The sequence below is a fragment of the Myxococcus sp. SDU36 genome, from assembly GCF_030168875.1.
GTDB classification, from domain to species: domain Bacteria; phylum Myxococcota; class Myxococcia; order Myxococcales; family Myxococcaceae; genus Myxococcus; species Myxococcus vastator.
The window spans coordinates 6807778-6824793 of record NZ_CP077414.1 but is presented as its reverse complement, the minus strand read 5'-3'; the positions used below and the strand labels follow the sequence as shown (position 1 = coordinate 6824793).

Genomic DNA, 17016 nt, shown 5'->3' with positions numbered 1-17016 from the left:
CGGCAGCGGCGGCAGGAACTGCCTGGCTTCCAGGCCGTCATCGCGCCACCTCCAGGTGAGAGGGGCTGCACGCACTGAGTGAGGGCTTCATCGCCAGTTGCATGGAGGGACTCCGGGGGCTCGCGTCCACTGACCGCGAAAGGCAACCTTCGTGCCTTTCAATGGACAGACGCAGGCCCCCGGTTTTCCTGGCGGCGCCGTGACAGGCTGGGGACGAACAGACTGTGCGCGTGTGCAATGGACGTCACACCGCGTGACACGGGTGACAGCGGGACACGGCGACAATGGGAGACAATCACTGCTCACCGCGTCGCCACGCGCACAGCCTCACACGCGCCGCGCTTGCGCCCCGTCCACCAGCCAACGTCACCCTTCGACTCGCGGGCGACTGGCGGAATGACGGGCTAATCGCGAGATTCCAAGCTATTCAGGAAGAAGCGGCGGAGCCGTCGGTTCTCAGTAGCGGAAACGAAGGCTCGGCCACATCTTCAAGGAAAGGCGGGGACACGCGCTTTTCCAGGTGGCGGCAGGGCCACCCGGGCAGCCCTCTTCAGACAGGGAGGGAGTCCCAGACCAGGGGTGCGAGGCGAGGGGCACCCACCGCTAGATGAGGTCGAGGGGCATCATCGTGCCCGCTTCGAACTCCGGGGCACGGCGCAGTTGGTCCAGCACCCGCGGCGCGCAGCGCAGGTGGAGCATGGGCATGGAGCCCGGCTCGCTCACCGAGCGCACCGCGCCCAGGAGATGGTGGGCCTCCAGCCAGCGCATGAGGCTCTGGTGGAAGCGCGCGCTTTCGGCCAGACCGGCCTGGTGCACTTCCACGCGGGAGCGGACGGGCGGACGGGGAGCGGCGCGCCCACGCGACGCCGCCGCCGGTTCCTCGCGGGGCATCACCGTCACGTCAATCCAGTCTGGCTGCGTGTCCGCACCCGCGGCGCCCGGCAATGGGCGCACGCGCGCGGACAGACTCGGGACGCCGCCGACCCGGACGTCCCCCCACTCGCCATTCTTCCTGCCCATGACCCTCATCCTCTCCCGGGTCCGGCGCTCCCATGGCGCCGACCCCGGCTTCAACCACCACCGTCACCTGAATACGGCCAGGCCCTTGCCTGTCTTGTGGGTTCCCGACCGAGGGAGCTTCACCGCATTCGACAGGATCAAATCCCTCACCTCGAGCGCCGTCAAGTCAGGGGCACGGCAGCGGTACAGCGCCGCGATACCCGCTACATAGGGCGCTGCCATGCTCGTGCCACTCATTCGCTCGTAGAACGCCTGGTTGTTGCAACGACGCTCCGTGCTGGAATAGACATTCACGCCATACCCCATGATGTCCGGCACGACGCGCCTACTCACGGTGCCACTCGCGGAGAATGTGGCCACGTTACGCTCGAAGTCGACCGCGCCGACAGCCAGTGATTCTGGAAAGGCCGCTGGATAACCAACCGTGTCGGGTCCACTGTTACCTGCAGCCACAACGGGCAGGACATTGCTGTCGAGCAGGCGACGAATCATCGTCTGCAGCGCGCGCAGGTTGAGGTTGTAGTCCGCCTCTGAGATTCCGGGCGGCGGCATCAGCGGGAAGCCGAGCGACAGGTTGACCACCGCGGGCCGCGTCGAGTTCTCCGGGCGGCTGAACTGGTGCAGCAGCCACTCCATGCCCGCGGCCACGCGGCCCAGGCTGGTGCGGATGGTCTCCGATTCGATGACGGACGCGACGTAGAGGTCCACCTCCGGGGCGACGCCGTGGTGCACACCCGCGGCGATGCCGCACACGTGCGTACCGTGGCCATCCGGGTCGAAGCCGCGGATGTCCCGCGCCGGGTTGTGTGGCGAGTTGGGGAACAGCGACACGTAGCGGAACTGGATGACGCGCGCGGCGTGCTCGGGGTGGTCCGCGTCCACGCCGGTGTCGAGGATGCCCAGCATGACGCCGGCGCCGCGGATGCCCTGGGCGTGAGCCAGGGGGACGCCGGACTCGTCGGGCCACTCGCGCTCGGCCAGCGAGGACATGCCCCGGTTGCGCGGTCCCGGTTGTCCCGCCGACACCGGGCCAGGGAAGGACAACGGGACGACGTCGGGGATGAACTCGAAGTCGCGCTCCAGCTCGCTGCGGGCTTCCTTCTCCGTGTGGTCTTCGTAGAAGTGCGCCATGGTGGCACCGATGAGCGGCATGTACCGGTAGCTGCCGGGCTCCGCGCCGGTCTGCTCCGCCACCGTCGCGCCCGGCATGGGCGGCGTGGAGGCGTCCGCGCCGCGCGTGCCCAGGCGCGCCGCCTTCGCGCCCTTGCCCTTCCGACGACGCTCCTCCTGTCCACTGACGGGCGGACGCGGGCCGGGCAGCGTGGCCGACCGCAGTCCGAGCGCGAACAGCGTGTCCGGCGCCTTGTTCGCCACCGCGAAGCGCAGCGCCGTCGTGCGCGACAGCACGCGCTCGCCCTGCTCCGTGCCGCGAGGCCCCACGCGAGCCTGCGACTCGATGGACTCCTTTGGAACCAACAGGTAGGACTTCATGGGTTGTGTGCTCCTTGAACCACTGTGCTACGCCGGACGCATGAGGCGAGGTCGTCCAGCATCAGGTCAGCACCCGTCGCGTGCGGCGCCTCGCGCGTGCGACAGGGGCAATGGGGCCGCGAGCCCGACGTGACAGACTGCTCGCGGCGTCATGCCTACCCCCCTTCATCCAAGAGGCCCTGCGTTCCCGTTCGATTGGACAGGAAGGGCCTGACAAAAAACCACGGATTTCCCGTAGTACACGCACGAATGGATTAATTCGGTTCTAACTGGCCTTGCGCGAACGTCCGGAAGTGGGAGTGATTCCCTCCTGGGTACGAGCGAGGTGCCCGGAGGCACACAGGAGCGGTGTCCTCCACCCGACCTCCAAGAAGACGAGGCCGGGAAAGACTCCGTTCCGACATTTGTTCGCCCACATCCCTCCGCCCGGATTAATTAAGGGTGGGACGTTCGCATCCCCTGGAGCCGCCTGACGTGATTCCCTACTGGCACGCCCCCTCGATTGAGCTGGGCCCCCTCAAAATCGAGCCCTTCGGCATCTTCGTCGCGGTGGGCATCCTGCTGGCCGCGCGCCTGCTTGGCCGCAATGCCGAGCGCGACGGCCTGAACCCCGAGCCGCTCGCCGACTTCGCGCCCTGGGGCGTGGGCGTGGGCGTCGTCGTGGGCCACTGGGTGCACCTGTTCTTCTACCACCCGGAGGAGCTGTCCAAGAGCCCGTTCCAGATATTGAAGGTCTGGGATGGCCTGTCCTCGTTCGGCGGCCTGTTGGGCGGCATTCTCGCCGCCGTCGTGTTCTTCAAGGTGCGCAAGCTGCGCTTTTCGGACTACGCGGACGCGTTCGCCCTGGGCGTGGCGCCGGGCTGGGCGGTGGCGCGGCTGGGCTGCTTCGCCGTGCATGACCACCCGGGCGTGCCCACGGACTTCTTCCTGGCGGTGGCCTTCCCCGGTGGCCCTCGGCACGACCTGGGCATGTACGACGCCATGGCGCTCTTCGCCATCAGCGGCCTGCTGTACGCGCTGCGCAACGCGGGGAAGCTGAAGGGGCGCCTGCTGCCGCTGCTGGCGGTGCTGTACGCGGTCTGCCGCTTCTTCTTCGACTACCTGCGCGCCACGGACATGGCCTACGTGGACGCCCGCTACTTCGGGCTGACGCCCGCGCAGTACGGCTGCGTCGCGCTGGCGCTCTACGGCATCTGGGGCGTCCTGCGGCGCAGGGAGCCGGGGACGGCCTCCTCGCCGCCGTCGTCTCCGAAGAGCACGGGAACGGTGGGCGCGCGGTAGGACGGCAGCCTGGCGTCTCATGGGCCCGGAGCTCCGGCGCATCCGCGGCGGGCATCCGGGCCCGCGTATTTCCGACGAGGAGGCTGTCGCATGAAGGCGCTCGCGTACGACGCGGTCATGACGCCCCTGGGCTGGCTGGGCCTCACCGCCGCCCGGCGCAAGCTGGTGCGCGGCCTGTCCGGCCACGTGCTGGAGGTGGGCACCGGCACCGGCCTGGCGCTGCCCGGCTACCCGGACACCGTCACCGCCGTCACCGCCATCGACGTGGACGAAGCGGCGCTCGCGCGTGCCCAGCGGCGCGCGGGCTTCGACGTCGAGCGCCGCGTGCAGCGGCTCCAGGGCGTGAGCGAGCTCATCATCGCCCGGCGCCCGGCGGGCTGACGCGCCAGCCGTGCACGCGCGGGCGCAACGGGCATCCAGCGACACCAAGAAGGCGGGGGCCAAGAGGTGACGCAGGGGGCTATGTTGCACGGCCGCGACAGGCTTGCCGCCCGCGCGAGAACCTTCCGTCCATGGTGCGTTTTCGAGCGGGTTCCCGCTGACTCTCCCCTCTGAAAAGCGGGTGCGCACCAACCCCGCGAGTCGCTTCCAGCGAGGCAATGTCAGAGGTAGCCGTAGACTCCTCGATGCACCGGCGGACTTTCCCGCCGGAGAGCCCCGAGGCATTCACGCATGAGGAAGCTCCTCGCCGCCCTGCTCGCTCTTCCCGTTCTCGCCGCCTGTGGTCCCGCGCCGGAGTCAGACTCGAACGACACGCAACTGGCGCCCGAAGGCGCGGAGGTCGCCTCCACCGAGCAGGCGCTGTTCGGCACGCCCCGTGAGCGCTCCGTCCGCCTGCGCACCGGCGTGACGCTGCGCTACGTGGAGCAGGGCCTGCCGTTGGGCCCCGCGGTGGTGTTCCTCCACGGCTACTCGGACTCCCACCACACGTGGGACCTGAACCTGCGCACCTTCCCGCGCAACCACCACGTCTACGTGCTGGACCAGCGCGGCCACGGAGACTCGACGCGCCCGGCGTGCTGCTACACGCAGCAGTCCTTCGCCGCGGACGTGGACGCCTTCCTGGACGCGGTGGGCGAGCGCGGCGCCATCCTCGTCGGCCACTCCATGGGCAGCTTCATCGCGCAGCAGGTGGCGCTGGACTTCCCGCGGCGCGTGAAGGGGCTGGTGCTCGTCGGCTCGGCGCCCACCGTCGCCGGCAACCCGGTGGCGCTGGAGCTGAAGTCCATCGTGGACACGTTCGAGGGCACGGTCGACCCGGAGTTCATCCGCGCGTTCCAGGAGAGCACCTTCGTGCGTCCTGTCCCGGCGTCGTACATCAACACGCTGGTGTCGGAGAGCAGCAAGGTGCCCGCGCGCGTGTGGCAGGACGCGCTGGACGGCATGCTCGCGGAGGACCACTCGGCGCGGCTGAACCGCATCCGCGTGCCGGTGCTCGTCGTGGGCGGTGACCAGGACGGCTTCTTCCCCGTCGCCGACCAGCGGGCGCTGGTGAACGCCCTGCCGGACGCCGAGTTCAAGCTGTACCCGAACACGGGCCACGCGCCCCACGCGGAGCAGCCGCGGCGCTTCAACCAGGACGTGCACCGCTTCCTGCGCGACGTGACGCGCGGGTAGGACGGCTGGAAGCGCGTGCCCGGGACTCACCGGGCACTCGCCCCCCGGTGGCTACCAGTTCTTCACGGACTTGAGGTCGAAGACGTCCGGGAAGCCGTTGGCATGAAGCAGCTGCACGGCCTGGGCGCTGCGGCCACCGGCCGCGCAGTACACCACCACGCGCGTGCCGGGCAGGCCCACCTCGGCCAGCCTGCGGGGTAGCTCCTGCACGGGGATGTTCCGGGCGGGCTCGGGGTGCCCTTCCTGGAATTCCTGCGGCGTGCGCACGTCCAGCAGCACCGCGCCTCCGGCGACGAGCTGCCGGGCCTTCTCCGAGAGTTCCTGGGGTGTCATGCCCCCAGTCTAAGCCCGGGCCGGCGGAGGGCGACTGGCCGAAAACTGGAGGTGTCCGCCGTGGACGCTACAGTTCTGTACCACCCATGGGACTCGACAAGCATGCACTCCTGGGCCAGCTCGCGGACCGCCTCCAGCAGAGCGACCGGCTGGCCCACCGCGCCGAGGCGGAGGCCCGCGAGGCCGCCCGCAGCCTGGCCACGGAGTCCGAGAAGAAAGAGGACGGCCGCGCCGCCCTGGAGTTCGGCAGCCTCGCCACCGGACAGGCCAACCGGGCCCGTCGGGTCCAGGAAGAACTCCAGGCGCTGACGAAGTTTGGTCAGGCGGAGTTCCCACGCTTCCCCCGGCAAGGCCCGGTGGCGCTGGGCGCCATCGTGGACGTCAGCACCGAAGACGAGGAGGGCTTCTCCGAACGGACCTTCTTCGTCCTCCCCGCCGGCGCGGGGACCGAGCTGACGGGTCCGGGCGGTGACGGCTTCCTGTCCGTCATCACCCCCGCCTCCCCCGTAGGGCGCGCCCTCATGGGCCGCAAGGCGGGTGATACAGTGGAAGTGATGCTCGCGGGCGAGGTCCGCGAATGGACGGTGCTCGAGGTCGCGTGATGTCGAGCCTTCGACGAAAGCCCGGGGGGCCGTAGCACCCATGGCGCCCCTCGCGCGTGAATCCGCAAAGATGTCTTCTTCGCCTTCACCGCAAATCCAGGCGCCGCCCGCACCGGCCCTCCTGCCGCTCACCTGGCCCGCCGCTGTCGTGGGCCTGATGTTCGGCGTGCTGATGACGTACGTCCCGTACGAGTTCCGGGTGGCCTCCTTCCGGCCGCTCTACCCCTACGTGCGCCTGCTGGGCCTCACGTACCTGACGGGCAGCATCATGCTCATGGGCGCGCTGCTGTATCCGCGCGCGCCGCGCTGGCTGGACGTCACGGGGCGCCTGCTGCTGGGCGCGGCCATGGCGCTGTACTGGTGGGTGCTCAACGTCCTGCCCGGCAGCTTCACGGGCATCATCCTCTACCCGGTGCTCTTCGGCGGCGTGGTGCTGGAGGCCTGGCCCGCCATGCGCCAGCGCCCCGTGCTGCGCACCTTCGCGGCCCTCACCAGCGCGGCGTTCGGCGTGGCCATGCTGGTGGTGCCCGAGCGCTTCCCGCTCTCCGTCTACGCCCACCTCGCGCCCCTGCGGCCCCTGGTGGGACTGCTCTTCGCCGTCTGCGGCGTGGGCCTGCTGCTGCCTTCACAGTGGCTCCACCGCCGGCTGCCGGCCCTGCTCATGGGCGGGCTGGCGGTGCCCTTCGCCCTGCTCGCGTACGCGCTGGGCCGCGGCGCGTCGTGGCTGGGGGCCTGCGTGTACGCGGTGCTCACCCTGGCCTGTGTCGCGCAGGCACTGGACTGGCGGCCGCGCGCGCCGCGCACGGTGGGGTGGAAGCTGCTGCGCGGGCTGGCCTTCGCGGGGTTGGTGCCGCTGCTGGCGCTGGGTGGGCTGGCGGCATACCTGGCGCAGAACGCGATTGAACAGCAGGTGCGCGACGACACGCAGCGCGCCGCCGCGGGTGAGGCCGACTTCCTGCGGCGCTACCTGGACGACGCGGGTGAGTCCCTGGCGCTGATGCTGGAGTCGCCGGGCTTCCGCGCCGCCTTCGCCGCGGCGGCGGCGGAGCGACTGGAGCCCTACCTGGTCAACCTGGCGGCCCAGGAGCGCGCCTTCGACGCGGCGCTCGCGGTGGACACCCAGGGCCGCATCCTGGCCGCGTCTCCCAGCGTGGCGGGGTGGAACCTGGAGCCGCGCGCCTTCCTGCCCCCGGCCTTCACCCGGGGCGCCGAGGTGTCCCCGCCCTTCATCCGCCCGCCCGGCCAGCCTCTGGTCGCGGTGACGCAGCCCTTCCGCGAGGACGGCGAGGTGCGCGGAATGCTGGTGGGCCTGATGTCCCTGGAGCGCCTGAGCCGGGCCACCACGCCCGCGTCGCGGCGCTTCCGCGTGCAGGTGTTGGACCGGCGCGGCTTCAAGGTGCTCCGTGACACCGCGCCCGGCGCGCCGCTGCTGGGCGAAGCGCACCTGCCGGACGCGCTCAGCCTGGAGCTGCTGCGGCCTGGCATCGGCGTGCTGGAGGCCTTCGACGCGGCGGACCGCCGCATGCTCGCCGCCGAGGCCCCCGTGGAAGGCACGGAGTGGAGCGTGCTGGTGACGCAGGAGCTCGTGGTGGCCTACGCGGCGATTACGCGCATGAGCGCCGCGGTGGTGGGCCTGGTGCTGCTGGGCGTCCTCATGGCCCTGCTGCTGTCGCAGTTGGTCGCTCGCGACGTCATCCGCCGCCTGGACAGCCTCCGCGCCGCCACCGCCGCGCTGACCGCGGGCGACTGGTCTCAGCGCGTGGACGTGGAGGAGGACGACGAGCTGGGCGAGCTGGCCCGGGGCTTCAACGAGATGGCGGCCCGCACGGGCGCCACGCAGACGGAGCTGAAGGAGGCGGTGCGCGCGCGCGAGGAGTTCCTCAGCGTGGCCAGCCACGAGCTGCGCACGCCGCTCACCCCGCTCAAGGGCTTCGCCGCGCTCACCCTCCAGCGGCTGGAGCGGAGCGGAGACTTCCCGGAGCGCGAGCGGCTGCTCAAGGCGCTGCGCTCCATGGCCCGGCAGACGGAGCGGCTGACGCGGCTGGTGGATGACCTGCTGGACACCGCGCGCATCCAGGGCGGGCGGCTGGAGCTGGAGCGCAAGCGGCTGGACCTGGTCCCCCTGCTGGGCGAGGTGCTGGAGCGCTTCGCGCTGCGCACCGAGTCCGGCGTCACCTTCGAGCTGAACGTCCCCGCCCAACCGGTGGAGGGTGACTGGGACGCGCTGCGGCTGGAGCAGGTGCTCACCAACCTGGTCAGCAACGCCGTGCGCTATTCGCCCCACGGCGGCGCGGTGCGCATGTCCTTGGAGGCCGCGCAGACGCACGTGCTGCTGAGCGTGCGTGACGAGGGCATCGGCATCCCCCCGGAGAACGTGGCGGACCTGTTCCGACCCTTCGCGCGCGCGTCCAACGCCCAGGCGCGCCACTTCGGCGGGCTGGGGCTGGGCCTCTTCATCTGCCGCGAAATCGTGGAGCGCCACGGCGGCACCATCTGGGCGGAGAGCCCGGGGCCCCAGCGCGGCAGCAGCTTCCATGTGCGGCTGCCCCGCCGCGCCGAGCCCGCGGCGCCGGCGAGCGCGGCCTAGCGCCTCAGGACGACGACGGCTCCGGCGCGCCGTGCGCCATCAGCCACTCCTCGGGGATGTCACCGCGCGGCAGCTCCAGCACGAAGACGGAGCCCTGCCCCGGCTCGCTGGTGGCGCGCACCGTGCCGCCGAAGGCCTCCACAATCTGCCGGGTGATGTAGAGCCCCAGGCCCAGGCCGCCGTAGTGCCTGTCACTCACCGCGCGCTCGAAGCGCTCGAAGATGCGCGGCAGGTCCTCCGCGGAGATGCCGATGCCGCCGTCGCGCACCGTCAGGCGGGCGCTGAGCCCCTCCGCCTCCACCGCCACGCGCACGGGGTGGCCCGCGCCGTACTTCAGCGCGTTGGACAGCAGGTTGGTCACCACCTGCTCCAGCCGCAGCCGGTCCCACCGGCCCATGACGGGCACCGGCGCGTGCAGCTCCAGCTCACACTGCAGCTGCGAGGCGGACGGCGCGAAGCGGTAGAGGATTTCCGCCGCCACGCTGGCCAGGTCCATCTCCTCCACCTCCAGCCGCAGGCGGCCCGCGGTGATTCGCGACACGTCGAGCAGGTTGTCCACCAGGCTCGTCAGCTTGCGCACCTGCCGCTGCACCACTTCCAGCGTCTCCGACACGCGCTCGGCGGACACCGGCTGGTTGTGGGCCGCCATCCCATCCACCTGCTTCTGCAGCAACTGCACCTTGAGGTGCAGCGGCGTCAGCGGCGTCTTCAGCTCGTGGCTGGCGATGCCCAGGAACTCGTCGCGCAGGCGCACCGCTTCGCGCGCTTCCTGGAGGAGCTGCGCGTTGTCCACGGAGAGCGCGGTGCGGCGGGCCACCTCCTCCGCCAGCCGCAACTCCTCCGTGCTGAAGTCACGAATCTCATCCGCGCGGAAGAGGGCCAGCGTGCCGATGACGCGCTCGCGCGCCACCAGCGGCACGCCCAGGTAGCAGCGCAGGCCCAGCCCCCGCAGCAGCCGCGCGTGCTCCGCGTCCCGCGCGGCGGCCTCCATGTGGGCCTCCGTCACCCGCAGCCGCTCCGACTGACCGGCGCCGAACAACGGCAGCACGCGCTCGGGGGGCAGGGGGTAGCGGCGCAGCAGCTCCTCCAGCAGGCCATGGCGCTCCGGCTCGGCGTGCAGCGCCGTCACCGGGCGCGGCGGCTCTCCGGGCAGGCCCAGGTACAGCACCGCCGCGTCCGCGAGCGCGGGCACCAGCAAGCGGAGCAGCCGCGGCGCGGCCTCGTCGTCGAACGCGGCGCCCAGCAGCGCGCCGGCCTCCGCCAGCAGCCGCGCCGAGCCCACCGCGTCCAGCCCCGCGGACGAGGCCACTTCACATGCGCGCAGCAGCGCTCCGGCCGTCAGGCCCTCGTCGTGCTCCAGCGGCACCGCGGAGGCGCGCAGCAGGACGTGCGTCCCATCCTGCCGGCGCACCCGCCAGCGGGCCTCCGCCACCCACTCGCCCGTGAGCGCGCGCGCCAGGGGCGGCACCTCCACCGACATGGACGCATCCTCCGCACGCGTCCATACACAGCCGGGCAGCCATCCCTGTTCGGCGCGCTCGGGCCGGCTCATGCGGAACTGACGCCCGGCCTCCATGTTGAAAGCGAGCACACGCCCGGTGACATCCACCAACACGAGTGCCTCGCCCGCCTGCTCGAGCAGCAACCGGAGGACGCCCTCTTTCAGCAGGGCGTCCGCCTCTTCGGAGTCCAGGTGCATCATCGAAAGCGGGGCGCTTCCAGAGGCCATGAGAGACTTCCCGCGAGCAGAGGCAGCATGGAGGCATGTCTCCTTCCCCGGACGAAGGGCAGCCTCCGTGTTCCCACAGAACAGCAGAAGGGGCGCCATCCCCATCCCGCGCCTGCCAGGGTCATCGGAGCCCCCTTGCTTGCCTGCCCGGAAATCCAGATTCTCTGCCCCTTTGTAGCGCATCCGGGTGACCTTGCGTCCACCCGTGCGGCCCACTTTCTCGAGTTCCATCATGCAGAAGCCGCACTCCACGCCTGACTGGACCTCCAGCGAGCACCGTTACCGAGGCGTCATCGACAGCCTGCGGGAAGTGGTGTTCCAGACAGACCTGGCGGGGACGTGGACCTTCCTCAACCCGGCCTGGACGGACATCACCGGCTTCAGCGTGGAGGAGAGCCTGGGCCGCTCCTTCTCGGAGTTCCTCCACCCGGATGACCGGGAGCGCGACCCGGAGCCGCTCCAGCAGCTGTTCGCGGGGAAAGTGGAGTTCGTGCGCCATGAGATGCGCTACCTCACGCGCGACGGGAGCTACCGCTGGGTGGAGGTGTTCGCCCGGCTGATGCACGACGACGACGGCAACGTCCTGGGCACGGCGGGCACGCTCAACGACTTCACCGAGCGCAAGGCGGCGGACGGCGCGCTGGCGCGGCGCGAGCGCTACCTCACCGCGCTGGTGGACATGCAGCAGCGGCTGCTGGCCACGCAGGATGGCGGCGACCTCTACGGGCCCGCGCTGGCGCCGCTGGGCCACGCGTCGGGGGCCAGCCGCGTCTACGTGTTCGAGCTGCACCGGGCGCCAGACGGCGCCGTCCTGTGCAGCCAGCGCGCGGAGTGGTGCGCGCCGGGCGTGAAGCCCGAAATGGACAACCCGGACCTCCAGAACCTGCCCATGGACCCCGCGCTGCGGCGCTGGACGGAGACGCTGTCGCGGGGCGACGTCATCGAAGGGCTGGTGGAGAGCTTTCCCGCGTCGGAGCGGGAGCTGCTGGACCCGCAGGGCATCCTGTCCCTGCTGGCGCTGCCCCTGCGCGTGCGCGGCGTGCTGACGGGCTTCGTGGGCTTCGACAACACCGCGGAGGCGCGGCGGTGGGACCGGCTGGAGGTGGACCTGCTGTCGGCGGCGGCGGGCGCCATGTCCATGACGCTGGAGCGGCGCGACTCGGAGCGGGCGCTGCGCGAGCGCGAGCGGCGCTTCCGTCAACTGGCGGAGAACGCGTCGGACGTCCTCTACGTGTACCGGCGCGAGCCCCCGCGCGGCTTCGCCTACGTCAGCCGCGTGGCCCACACCAAGCTGGGCTACGGGCCGGTGGCGCACTACGCGGACGCGGAGCTGTGGTACCGGCGCGTGCACGAGGAAGACCGCGCGCTGATGGAGCAGCTGCTGGAGGCGCCGGAGCCCTTCCAGGGCGCGCCCGTGGTGGTGCGCTTCCTCCACCCCGACGGGCGGACGCTGTGGCTGGAGCACGTGGTGGCGCCCGTGACGGACGCCTCCGGGCGCATGGTGGCGGTGGAGGGCCTGGCGCGCGACATCACCGAGCGCCGGCAGGCGGAGGAGGCCCTGCGGTTGTCGGAGGCGAGCTTCCGCGCGCTGCTGGAGGGCGTGCCGGACGCGGCGGCCATCGAACGGGACAACCAGATTGTCTACGCCAACGCGGCGCTGGTGGGCACGCTGGGCTTCGAGCGCGCGGACCAACTGGTGGGCCGCCCCCTCACGGAGTTCGTGCGGGACATGCGCAGCCCGGACGCGGTGCGGGCCGGCGCGCTCACCGGCGAGCGGCGGCTGGTGCGCAGGGACGGGCGCACCCGCCTGGCGGAGGTGGTGTCGTTGCCGCTGCGCTTCGACGGCCAGCCCGCGGTGGTGTCCATTGCCCGCGACGTGACGGAGCAGCGCCAGCTCCAGGCGCGGCTGACGCTGGCGGACCGGCTGGCGTCGGTGGGCACGCTGGCGGCGGGCATCGCGCACGAAATCAACAACCCGCTGGCCTTCGTGCTGTCCAACCTGGGCTTCCTGTCCGACGAGTTCAACCGCAGCCTGCCGCCCGGGGACGGCGCGGCGGCGCTCCAGGCGCGGCTCAAGGGCGAGCCGGACCTGGGGGAGTGGCAGGAGGTGCTGCAAGAGGCGTGTGAGGGCGCCGAGCGCGTGCGGCAGATTGTCCGCCAGCTCAAGACGTTCTCCCGGCCGGACGAGGAGCGCGTGTCGCCGCTGGACGTGCACGCGGTGCTGGAGTCGGTGGCGATGATGGCGGCCAACGAAATCCGCCACCGCGCGCAGCTGCGGCGCGACTACGGCGACATCCCGCCCGTCATGGCCAACGAGGGCAAGCTCAGCCAGGTGTTCCTCAACCTCGTGGTGAACGCGGCGCAGGCCATTCCGGAGGGCGCGGCGCACCGGCACGAAATCCGGCTGGCCACGCGGGTGGACGGCGCCGGGCGCGTGGTGGTGGAGGTGGCGGACACGGGCGTGGGCATCGCGCGCGAGGTCATCGACCGCATCTTCGACCCCTTCTTCACCACCAAGCCGGTGGGCGTGGGCACGGGGCTGGGCCTGTCCATCTGCCACAGCATCATCAGCGGCCTGGGCGGCGACATCACCGTGGAAAGCGAGCCGGGGCGAGGCACCCTCTTCCGGGTGGTGCTGCCCACGCCGGAGACGGTGGAGCGCGCGAAGCCCTCGGAGCCTGGCACGCGGCGAGCACCGCAGGCGCCGCGCGGCCGGGTGCTGGTGGTGGACGACGAGCCCGCGGTGGGCCGGGTGCTGCAACGCATCCTCCGCGAGCACCAGGTGGACGTGGCGTGCAGCGGGCGACAGGCGCTGGAGCTGCTGGAGCGGGGGCTGGAGCCGGACGCGGTGCTGTGCGACGTGATGATGCCGGACCTGACGGGGCGCGACGTATACGAGGCCGTGCGGCGCGAGTACGAGGGGCTGGAGCGCCGCTTCGTGTTCGTCTCCGGGGGCGCGTTCACCTCGGGCGCGCGGGACTTCCTGGCCAGCATCCCCAACCTGCTGCTGGAGAAGCCCTTCGACGAAGCCCGGGTCCGCGGCGTGGTGGAAGAGCTCGTGCGGCAGCGGCAGCCGGTGCACGACGCCTGAGCCCGCGAGCGCAGGCCGTATCGGCCAACGGGTGGACCCTCCTCCTGGTGACCGATGCGGCCCCAGGCGACTCCAGGCGAGTGTGCCGCATCCCTCCAACCCCGAGGCCCTGAATGAACCGCTCACTGCTGCTGGTCGCCGCGACGGGAGTGCTCGCCGTGGGCGCGCTCCTGCTGGGCACGCCGCCCGCGCCGCCCGCGCCGCCCCCTCCCATCGTCACGGACACCAGCCACACGGTGAAGCGCCCGGAGGACCCACCCGCCACGCGGACGCTGCCGCTGGTGACGTCCCAGCCGGAGGATGGCGCCCTGCGCATGGCGGGCAAGCTGTCCGGCGCGTACGTGCAGACGGGGCCCAGCGAGGCCTTCGCGTGGCTGGAGCTGAAGGCGCGCCCGGCGGAGACCGGCCAGCGGGTGCCCGTCAGCCTGGCGCTGGTGCTGGACCGCTCCGGCTCCATGAACGGCCAGAAGCTGGCCGACGCCCGGCGCGCCGCCACGGAGCTGGTGCAACGCCTGACGCCCGAGGACCGGCTCGCCTTCATCGACTACGGCACCGACGTGCGGGTGCAGCCCAGCCGGCGGATGACGGAGGAGGCGCGCGCGGAGCTGTTGACGCTCATCTCCGGGCTGCAGGATGACGGCAGCACCAACATCAGCGGCGCGCTCGACGCCGCGGCCAACGCCCTGCGGCCCCACCTGCGCGAGTACCGCGTCAGCCGCGCCATCCTGCTGAGCGACGGCCAGCCCACCACGGGCATCGTGTCCGAGCCGGGCCTGCTGGACCAGGTCCACCAGCTGCGCCGCGACGGCATCACCGTCAGCGCGCTGGGCGTGGGCCGGGACTACCAGGAGACGCTGATGCGCGGCATGGCCGAGCAGGGGGGCGGCTTCTCCGGCTTCATCGACGATTCAGCGCGGCTGGCGGAGGTCTTCTCCCGCGAACTGGACCAGGCGACAAGCACCGTGGCGCGCCTGGTGGAGCTGCGGCTGGACGTCCCACCCGAGGTGCGGCACGTGGAGGTCATGGGCATGGCGTCCTTCCGCGAGGGCAACGTGCTGAAGGTGCCGCTGTACGACATGGCCAGCGCCCAGACGGTGCGCGTCATGGCGAAGCTGTCGCTGCACACCCCGCGGACCGCCGGCGCGCTCGCCCTGCTGAACGCCCGGGTGCACTACGTCGACGTGGCGCGTGACCTGCCGGCGGAGACGGCGCTGCGGCTCACCGCGGAGGTGACGAGCGACCTGGACCTCGTGCGCGCGTACCTGGACAAGGAGGTGCGCGTCCACGCGACCCGGGCGTTGGGCACCCAGCAGATGGTGGCCGCCGCGGAGGAGATGAAGCGCGGCAACAAGGCGAAGGCCCGTAGCCTGCTGGACAACGCCCGGAGCATTTTCGGCACCTCCGCGGCCTCGCTGTCCGGGGAGCTTGCGGACGTCAGCCGCTCCCAGGCAGCCTTGGCCGGAGCGTCCAGCGCGGAGGAGGCGCAGGCCGAGTCGCGCAACCTCCTCAAGAAGTCCATCAAGAACTTCGGCCAGAACAACACGTACTAGCAGGACGGTGAACCCATGGCCCTCTCCGTGCAGTACTTCCACCGCGAAGAGTTCGAGACCCGCACGCTTCGCGCGCTGGGAGGCGCCGCCTGCATGGGCCTGGTCGCCGGCGCCGTGCCGGACCTGCACCTGACACCGGAGTACCTCGCCATCGTCGCCGCGGCGCAGGCGTGCGTGAAGCCCACGGGGGTCCACCCCCTGGCGCTGCGCCTGGCGCTGACGGTGCTGCCCGCCCTGCCCTACTTCTTCCGGGCCCCGGAGCCGTTGCCCGTGAGCCTCGCGGGCGCGCTCGCCGCGGCGCTGGTGGCCTGGCTGGGCCATGGACGGGAGCAGCCGGGGCAGCCCGCCGCGGTGGCCACCAGCGCGGCCGCCGCGGGCGTGCTCGTCCCACTGGGCCTCTACGTCCAACAGGTGCTGGAGGCGCGCTTCCTGGGGAGCGACGGCCTGCTGCCGGCGCTGGTGGGCTTCCTCGTCGTGGGCCTCTTCTGGAGCATCGGCACGCTGCCGGCCCACCTCCGCGTGGAGCTGGACGCGGTGGAGGCGCGGGGCCGCCAGTTGCAAGACGCGCTCAAGGGCGACTCGCGCACCCTGGCCACGCGGGCGCTGACGCTCTACCGCCAGTGCAAGGACGTGGTGACGAAGATGCCGTCCAGCACCGGGCGCACGGAGCTGCTGGGCGTGCTGGAGAAGATGACGGGCGACAGCTTCTCGCTGGCGGAGGTCCACTTCGGGCTGGAGGCCCAGCTCGGCTCCGTGGTGGCCAACGACGTGGACGCCCAGGTGCGCGAGCTGCGGGAGCGCGCCGCCGCCACGCAGGACGCGGTGGCCCGCCGGCAACTGGAGCTGGCCGCGTCGTCGCTGGGTGAGGAGCTCAACCACCTGGACGTGCTGGCCCGCCGCAAGGAGCGGCTGCTGGCCCAGCTCCACGCACAGGTGGCGCTGCTGGAGCGGGCCCGGGTCTCCTTCATCGGGGTGCAGGGTAGCGAGCTGGGTGCCAAGGGCGCGCAGGCCGCTGACCTGGCGCGCAAGCTGAAGCAACTGGGAGAGCCCGCCTCCAGCGCGGGGCCCGAGGACGTCGCCCCCGTGGCCGCGCCCTCCCCCACGCGCGTCACCCCCTGAGCGACGCGCTACTTCCGGGACGCCCGGCGGGTGGCGCGCTTGCGCCGCGGCGCGGGCGTGCGGCTCACGGGCGGCGCGTGCAGTTGCTCCGCGATGCGCTGTTCAATGGCCTCGCGGGTGCCGCGGGCCTGGACCAGCGCCGCCTCGATTTCCTCACGCACGCGCGCCGCCTGCTCCTCCGCCGTGGCCCGGTACTCCGACACCGTGCGGCGCAGGGCGATGCTGCCCCGGTCCGGCGCGGCACTCCGTTCACCCGTGCGCACTGTCTTGGGAGCCGATGTCCTGCGCCTGCGTACCTGGGTCCTGCGTGTCTGCTGTCCTTCGTGCTCCGCCATCCGCGCCTCCCGGAAAGTCATCCTCGCTTCCAGGAAAGTGGGCTGCTATCGGACGCGAAGGAAGCCCGTGCCTGGGCTGGCTTCTGGGCAGGCAGGCAACACACCGCCTGTTCATTCAGCAGGGTTGCTTCTTGCCTGCTCCAGGAAAACGCTATGGCGCGGCTTTCAGGATGCGGCAATTTCAAGGGCCCCTGGTACTGACAGCACCGCCGTAAGCCCCGTGGCCGGCGGGGACGGCGCGCACACACTCCTGCTTCGTCT

Annotated in this window: 13 protein-coding genes; 8 read left to right on the top strand and 5 right to left on the bottom strand. The window is 71.6% G+C overall.

The genetic code is table 11. The features are described from left to right. Nucleotides 1-603 precede the first annotated feature (603 nt). Both popD and popC read right to left on the bottom strand, forming a co-directional pair. Nucleotides 604-1020 carry a PopC secretion inhibitor PopD gene (gene popD, locus KGD87_RS27735; protein WP_284663892.1) on the bottom strand — a complete coding sequence of 139 codons (417 nt, stop codon included), beginning with the start codon at nucleotides 1018-1020 and terminating at the stop codon, nucleotides 604-606. A gap of 63 nt (nucleotides 1021-1083) precedes the next feature. Next, nucleotides 1084-2511, bottom strand: a complete 1428-nt coding sequence (gene popC / locus KGD87_RS27730; protein ID WP_284663891.1) for a subtilisin-like protease PopC — start codon at nucleotides 2509-2511, stop codon at nucleotides 1084-1086. 474 nt (nucleotides 2512-2985) lie between these two features. Here popC and KGD87_RS27725 point away from each other — a divergent pair, with 474 nt between their 5' ends. From KGD87_RS27725 to KGD87_RS27715, 3 genes are all read left to right on the top strand, one after another. Continuing rightward, on the top strand, nucleotides 2986-3792 hold the full coding sequence (locus tag KGD87_RS27725; RefSeq protein WP_284663890.1) for a prolipoprotein diacylglyceryl transferase: 807 nt from the start codon (nucleotides 2986-2988) through the stop codon (nucleotides 3790-3792). Nucleotides 3793-3882: 90 nt separating this feature from the next. Then, entirely contained in the window at nucleotides 3883-4173 is a 291-nt protein-coding gene (locus tag KGD87_RS27720) for a methyltransferase domain-containing protein (protein ID WP_284663888.1), read from the top strand. 291 nt (nucleotides 4174-4464) lie between these two features. Then, nucleotides 4465-5409: an alpha/beta fold hydrolase gene (locus tag KGD87_RS27715; protein ID WP_284663886.1), complete on the top strand. Its 945-nt coding sequence runs from the start codon at nucleotides 4465-4467 to the stop codon at nucleotides 5407-5409. A gap of 51 nt (nucleotides 5410-5460) precedes the next feature. Here the strand turns inward: KGD87_RS27715 and KGD87_RS27710 are convergent, their stop codons facing one another. Next, nucleotides 5461-5742 (bottom strand): rhodanese-like domain-containing protein, encoded by a 282-nt coding sequence (locus KGD87_RS27710; protein ID WP_284663884.1) that lies wholly within the window; start codon nucleotides 5740-5742, stop codon nucleotides 5461-5463. Nucleotides 5743-5828: 86 nt separating this feature from the next. Between KGD87_RS27710 and KGD87_RS27705 the strand changes: the two genes are divergently transcribed. Continuing rightward, the gene (locus KGD87_RS27705) at nucleotides 5829-6344 is read left to right on the top strand and encodes a GreA/GreB family elongation factor (protein WP_163784474.1); all 516 of its coding nucleotides are present in this window, start codon (nucleotides 5829-5831) and stop codon (nucleotides 6342-6344) included. Nucleotides 6345-6414: 70 nt separating this feature from the next. Continuing rightward, nucleotides 6415-8931, top strand: coding sequence for an ATP-binding protein (locus KGD87_RS27700; RefSeq protein ID WP_284663882.1), 2517 nt, complete (start codon nucleotides 6415-6417; stop codon nucleotides 8929-8931). Nucleotides 8932-8935: 4 nt separating this feature from the next. On the opposite strand, the gene KGD87_RS27695 is transcribed toward KGD87_RS27700, so the two are convergent. Further along, the gene (locus KGD87_RS27695; protein WP_284663881.1) at nucleotides 8936-10660 is read right to left on the bottom strand and encodes a sensor histidine kinase; all 1725 of its coding nucleotides are present in this window, start codon (nucleotides 10658-10660) and stop codon (nucleotides 8936-8938) included. A gap of 232 nt (nucleotides 10661-10892) precedes the next feature. Between KGD87_RS27695 and KGD87_RS27690 the strand changes: the two genes are divergently transcribed. From KGD87_RS27690 to KGD87_RS27680, 3 genes are all read left to right on the top strand, one after another. After that, complete coding sequence (locus tag KGD87_RS27690) at nucleotides 10893-13751, top strand: PAS domain S-box protein (RefSeq protein WP_284663880.1); 2859 nt, start codon at nucleotides 10893-10895, stop codon at nucleotides 13749-13751. 113 nt (nucleotides 13752-13864) lie between these two features. Beyond that, nucleotides 13865-15301: a vWA domain-containing protein gene (locus KGD87_RS27685; protein WP_284663878.1), complete on the top strand. Its 1437-nt coding sequence runs from the start codon at nucleotides 13865-13867 to the stop codon at nucleotides 15299-15301. A gap of 15 nt (nucleotides 15302-15316) precedes the next feature. Continuing rightward, nucleotides 15317-16420: a hypothetical protein gene (locus KGD87_RS27680; protein WP_284663877.1), complete on the top strand. Its 1104-nt coding sequence runs from the start codon at nucleotides 15317-15319 to the stop codon at nucleotides 16418-16420. Between the two features lie 8 nt (nucleotides 16421-16428). On the opposite strand, the gene KGD87_RS27675 is transcribed toward KGD87_RS27680, so the two are convergent. Continuing rightward, entirely contained in the window at nucleotides 16429-16776 is a 348-nt protein-coding gene (locus KGD87_RS27675) for a hypothetical protein (protein WP_284663876.1), read from the bottom strand. Between the last annotated feature and the right edge of the window lie 240 nt (nucleotides 16777-17016).

Excerpts from the sequence above, each read along its gene's own strand:
- KGD87_RS27695 (WP_284663881.1), bottom strand. The coding sequence starts at position 10,660 with ATGGCCTCTGGAAGCGCCCCGCTTTCGATGATGCACCTGGACTCCGAA.
- KGD87_RS27705 (WP_163784474.1), top strand. The coding sequence starts at position 5,829 with ATGGGACTCGACAAGCATGCACTCCTGGGCCAGCTCGCGGACCGCCTC.
- KGD87_RS27710 (WP_284663884.1), bottom strand. The coding sequence starts at position 5,742 with ATGACACCCCAGGAACTCTCGGAGAAGGCCCGGCAGCTCGTCGCCGGA.
- KGD87_RS27720 (WP_284663888.1), top strand. The coding sequence starts at position 3,883 with ATGAAGGCGCTCGCGTACGACGCGGTCATGACGCCCCTGGGCTGGCTG.
- KGD87_RS27680 (WP_284663877.1), top strand. The coding sequence starts at position 15,317 with ATGGCCCTCTCCGTGCAGTACTTCCACCGCGAAGAGTTCGAGACCCGC.
- KGD87_RS27690 (WP_284663880.1), top strand. The coding sequence starts at position 10,893 with ATGCAGAAGCCGCACTCCACGCCTGACTGGACCTCCAGCGAGCACCGT.
- KGD87_RS27700 (WP_284663882.1), top strand. The coding sequence starts at position 6,415 with ATGTCTTCTTCGCCTTCACCGCAAATCCAGGCGCCGCCCGCACCGGCC.
- KGD87_RS27675 (WP_284663876.1), bottom strand. The coding sequence starts at position 16,776 with ATGACTTTCCGGGAGGCGCGGATGGCGGAGCACGAAGGACAGCAGACA.
- popC (WP_284663891.1), bottom strand. The coding sequence starts at position 2,511 with ATGAAGTCCTACCTGTTGGTTCCAAAGGAGTCCATCGAGTCGCAGGCT.
- KGD87_RS27685 (WP_284663878.1), top strand. The coding sequence starts at position 13,865 with ATGAACCGCTCACTGCTGCTGGTCGCCGCGACGGGAGTGCTCGCCGTG.
- popD (WP_284663892.1), bottom strand. The coding sequence starts at position 1,020 with ATGGGCAGGAAGAATGGCGAGTGGGGGGACGTCCGGGTCGGCGGCGTC.
- KGD87_RS27715 (WP_284663886.1), top strand. The coding sequence starts at position 4,465 with ATGAGGAAGCTCCTCGCCGCCCTGCTCGCTCTTCCCGTTCTCGCCGCC.